Here is a 5,194-nt window from a genome sequence, read left to right on the forward strand (position 1 = left end):
CCCCTTAAGCGTATGGAACAGCAGGCCGTCCGCCGGCAGCTGTGCAGTAATGCGTGAGAACATAGTTTTTTTCCGTACAGACAGAACTGACGGTGAAGCGAGTCAGTAAACGTGGAAGGTAAATGATTTTTTATTTAAAGCATCTTCTGATTAGAAGCAATGGATTTCAGGATGAAATTATTTATCAAAAATCCCGATTAAAAAAACGAGAAACATTTATGAACATGGTCAGCGCAATAATTTTTTAGTCAACATATCTTTTGGATATCAACCAGAAAACACAAGGAGAAAATTATTTTTTGAATAATTTTAATTTATAAATAACGAACAATGCATTATTACTCAGATCAAGTTCAGCGAAATGCCTTTACAGTTTAGTGAATGTGATTAGAAACCACTTCAACTTCAATCTTTTTATTTATAAAAAAATCCCATACTTCAGATATGGGATCTTATCATCAATCTTTCTCTTCAGGTGCTAAGTGAAACAGCTTTTCGGCCAGCGCAAGAATTCTGTCTTTATCGACTATTTTATTAACCCACTCCTGAGGAATGCCTGACAGTCCATACAATGCGCCCGCTAACTGACCAGCCGTTGCTGCCACACTATCAGCGTCATCAGCAAGATTTGCCGCCAGCAAAATGGCATCTTTGAAATTGTCTGTATGCCAGACGGCCCATAAGGCGGCTTCCAGAGTGTCGATGACATAACCAGAGGAGCGGATTTGATCACGATGCTTTTCTTTATATTCACCGGCATTGATGATTAATACACGTAATGTTGATCCCATAAGATGAGGAGCAAAGCTTTCACTCTTACTGTAACCATTTAAGATGTAATGAAGCATGACATTAAAAAAGCGACAGCTATCTATAGACTCTGCGGCACAATGTGTAGCCTCACTCTGTAGTATCGCATCTCGCCAACCGTCAATAAACGATTTCCTTCTGAAAATAGCAGTAGGTGCATGGCGGATTAATGCTGCATTCCCTGCAGTCTCAGGAGAAGTATTTCCCATCCAGGTTGGTCCATGAAGGACAAACTGCTCAAGCGCATAGCGCGTTGTATTACCTATATCAAAGCATACGCCATTAGAACTATTTGTCCCATTCTTATACCAGTTGAGTAGCTTTTTTCGGAACAAGGTAATATCACATTTATTGCTTTCAATATAAGTTTCAGCGAGACACAGCGCCATCGAGGTGTCATCAGTCCACTCACCGGGTTTAAGAGAAAAAGGTCCCCCGCCAATCATGTCATCAACGCGAGCTTTATCTCTTGGCATAAATTCTAGCGTTGTGCCGATAGCGTCTCCAACCGCCAACCCCATCAAAGCGCCCCGACATTTATCTAATGCCTGTTCATCAGTAATTTTCTGAGGTAAAGATTTCGCCCATTCTGGCTTGAGAGCGTCCTCAGGTTTAGCGCGTAAAGGTTTTTGTTCATAAGACATTCTGTTCATCAACTGCCGTGATGCCTGGGGTATTAAATGAGCGTAACGTCTGGCATAAATGAAAAGCGCATCATCATTAGCCCTAAGATCAATCATAAAAACTCCTTATAAGTCAATGTAATATTCCCGCCATCATCAATTCTTTCGATAACTTTAAATTGTGTGTCTGGAGGGTATAAAACTTCCGCTTCAAGAGGATACTCTGATAAAAATGCCACGTCTCGCCCGGAAGCACCATTAACTTTAATCAATATGTTACCTTGAAATGGTTCATTTGAGGATGTATTCATAAATGCACCATCTGAAACAATGTTACCAGGCTGATTTTTAGCAAGTACTTCTTCAGGAAGGGAATTTATCCCTCGATATGAAAGTCCTTTATAAGGAGGGAGCTTGGAAAGGCCATCCTTAGCATGTGCGGCAAAGGCTTCTAATTCAGGAGTTAATGGAGTTTGACCTCTTAATGCTGGATTTAATGCTGTGTAACCCTCATTCGTGGTATAGCCATATAAAGCTCCCACTTGATCATCCGTTAGCATTGCAGACTTCACCGCATTATTGCTCAATGCGTTTGCACGTCCTGCTGCAATCCATTCATCCGCCTGGGCCTTTCCAACAGCCTCAGACAAAGGCATTTTCGGAACAACAGGTTCAGCTACAACTTCAGGTACAACCTCAACGTTCTCACCCGTTTTGACAGCACGCCAGGCATCAAACTTCATGCCCCCTTTGCCACCAAATGCCCCACCGACAAAACTGCCCACCAGCATAGACCACTTTTGTTCGTCAGAGCCTTCCCCGAACAGTCTGCCACCTACCCAATTGCCGGCGTAACCGCCGCCCATCGCGCCTGCTAACCCTAGCAGCGCAATAGCCGGAGAAGCCAGCACCGCGACGGCAGCAGTCCCTACCCCCATCATCAACCAGTTCACCCAGCCGGGGATTTCGGGATTGATGTCGTCAGTCTGAAGTTTACCTCCGCCAATAAACACATTTGCGGAACCACCAGATATCTCCGCACTGCAGGTCAAACGGTCTCCGATACGGGCGGCAGGAAAGTTATTAATAAAAACCTTATCGGAACCTTCAGCTACCAGTTGCAATGAGCCACTGTGCTCATCGCAGTCGCCTTTGGATAAATGTGCCCGTATCGCTGCTCTGCTGTTAGTGAAAACATTCGGCGATCCGGATAACAGTTTGCCAGTGTTGTGCCGCGGAGCCCATGACATGCTGCCAAGCACCTCACCCACTCCTCCGGCGGCGCAGGCACCGGCTGCTGCTGCGGATACGACCACCAGAGCCGCTCCACCGGTAACAACAACGGCTGCTGCACCCAATATCGCACCGCCAATTAAACCGGCGATCATCCAGCCTTTGGAGGCTGTATGAGCTACCTCGTCCTGCTCCCTGGCAGCATTGAATTCAGCCATGATTTATACATCCTCATGTCTCTGAAGAAACGCAAGGATCTGTTGTTCGCTGGAGAGCTCTGCTGGTCCTTTAAATGCTTTTGCCATACCAAGAACATCTCTTAAAGATGAGCTTTTCCTGTGCGGTGATGTCCATAATGCATAGCGTAACGGCTCTTCGTTATTTAATGCGGCGATATGTAATGGGCTTCCCGCTGAGTCAAAGAACAAATAGCTACCATTCAATGCTCTTTTTAAATCAACATTCTGATAAAGTAATGTCACCGTTTCATGTGCCGTGAGCACTTTAGTATCTTTATCAAAAGAAAAGAAAATTCCCGATGCATCAGCTGCTATCGGCACAGGCTCATGATCAGAATCGAAAGAATTAAATTTAACACTGTTAATAATCTCATGATATTGCTTAGTATAATAATCATTAAAACGACCTGGGCATGTTCCAATATAGCAAAAAATCTTTTTACCCCCGGCGTCATCATCAAGTAAAACAATCGATTGTTTTTGCCAGATCTCAGCGCCGTCATTTTCAAAGTGATAAAAAAGCTCAACTGCAGGCAGATTATCTATCTCGATCAGTTGTGATGTTACGCTTACGAAAGCGGGAACAGTCACACTCATCTCATTGATAATTCTTGCGGCCACTTTTTGTACTGTATCGTCATGAAAAGCAGATGCGCGAGATACTACGAACGTAAACTCACTCGCGTTATTTTCACTGATCGTAAAAAGATTCATTGTCCGGTCTTTGAATATATCGGGCAATTCAATTGAAGCTTCCTGAAGAGTATAGGTGGCCATTTTTATCCTTTAGTATTTTCTGTTGATGAAGAAAAGTAGTTTTCAATTTCATTTTTTATTTTATTTTTATGTCCACTACCCGGTGCAATTACTGCAGCACTTCCTCCTTCTGGATTTAAATGTAACTCACCACCTTTAGTATTAATCTCCCCATTGCCGTTGACGGTAATATTAAAATTTTCACCAATGAAATTAATCGCACCTTCTTTAGTTAACTCAATCGCGCTGAGACCACACTCGATCATTACAGTATCTCCGGCTGCAATTGTGTAAGAAGCAAAGGCCTGTTCAGTACGATTGCCCGTTGTCAGCGTTTTACTATTTCCCTGAGTGCCGAGAGTATGGTCACCATCCACTCGCGTCTCATTATTAGCACCTACCGAAACTGTCCTGTTATTTACAACACTGTGTGATTCATCATTTTTAACATGGGTATCCATGTTCTTCTGCGCCTGAATCCACAGGTGTTCCTCACCCGACTTATCCTCAAACCTTAACGCGTTCGCGGTGTCCGCCGTGCCATCCTTCGACCGGCTCAAAAACCCCATCTGCGTCGCCGCTGCCGGCAGCGCCCACGGCGGCATGCTCGCCTCGTTGTAAACCCGGCCGATAATCAGCGGACGATCCGGATCGCCGTTGATAAAGTCCACCACCACTTCGTCGTTCACTCGCGGGATCTGCACCCCGCCAAATCCCTGGCCGGCCCAGGCGCTGGAAACGCGCACCCAGCATGAGCTGGTATCGTCGCCCTTCGCCAGCCGGTCCCAGTGAAACTTCACCTTTACCCGCCCGTAGCGGTCGGTCCAGATCGACTCGCCTTTGGGTCCCACCACCTTCGCGGTCTGCGGGCCGTGCGTTTTCGGCCACGCCGTTTCCGGCGGCGTGCGGTAGGTCACTGACGACGGCAGCACCGTGAAGTGGATGTTGTGACGGCTGTCGCCGGTGTCGCCGCTGGCGTAGGCGTTCTCGGCAAAGTCATAGGTCGCCGAGGTCACCAGATACTCGCCGTTGTCGCTGAAGTGCGGCGCGTTGATGATCGAGAAGGTAAAGCCCGGCGCGATGCCGGTGGCCGTGCCCGACCCGCTGACGCTGTGGTGCTCGGCCTGCCACACCTCCTGACGGATGCGCGCGTAGGACTCGCCGTGGCTGTGGTCGACAAAATGGCCCGGCCAGTCGTAGACGTCCACCGACCCCGGCACCGGCGACGCCGGGTTCTGCCGCGCCTGCAGCATCCAGGCGTTCGGCTTGCGGAAGTCGTAGTCGTCGGTGCTGTAGATGCCCGGCGTCACGCTCTCCGCCAGCGACCACTGGCTGATACCCTCTTCAGTGACCACGCCGCCCGACGGGGTGACGTGATAGGCAATGGTCTCATAGCCCGGAAACGCCTGATGCTGGTCCGGCGCGTCGCACAGCACCAGCGTGTGTCTGTCCGCCTCGTGGCGGAAGAAGTAGTAAATCCCCTCCAGCTCCATCAGGCGGCTGATAAAGTCCAGGCTGCTCTCCTGATACTGT

General features: G+C 47.8%; 4 protein-coding genes. All 4 read right to left on the reverse strand.

Annotated features, from left to right (window positions below):
* Positions 1–458 precede the first annotated feature (458 nt).
* The gene (gene tri1 / locus OK412_RS10185) at positions 459–1,550 is read right to left on the reverse strand and encodes an ADP-ribosylarginine hydrolase Tri1 (RefSeq protein ID WP_033779352.1); all 1,092 of its coding nucleotides are present in this window, start codon (positions 1,548–1,550) and stop codon (positions 459–461) included.
* Positions 1,547–2,884 carry a PAAR domain-containing protein gene (locus tag OK412_RS10190; protein WP_264353142.1) on the reverse strand — a complete coding sequence of 446 codons (1,338 nt, stop codon included), beginning with the start codon at positions 2,882–2,884 and terminating at the stop codon, positions 1,547–1,549. Before OK412_RS10190 ends, tri1 begins: the two co-directional genes overlap by 4 nt.
* 3 nt (positions 2,885–2,887) lie before the next feature.
* The gene (locus tag OK412_RS10195) at positions 2,888–3,682 is read right to left on the reverse strand and encodes a DcrB-related protein (RefSeq protein ID WP_264353143.1); all 795 of its coding nucleotides are present in this window, start codon (positions 3,680–3,682) and stop codon (positions 2,888–2,890) included.
* Positions 3,683–3,684: 2 nt separating this feature from the next.
* Positions 3,685–5,194 (reverse strand): type VI secretion system Vgr family protein (locus tag OK412_RS10200; RefSeq protein WP_264353144.1); only part of this gene is annotated, 1,510 nt, incomplete at its 5' end.

Origin of the sequence: Pantoea sp. JV6 (assembly GCF_025910055.1) — a bacterium.
Taxonomy (GTDB): Bacteria; Pseudomonadota; Gammaproteobacteria; order Enterobacterales; family Enterobacteriaceae; genus Pantoea; species Pantoea agglomerans.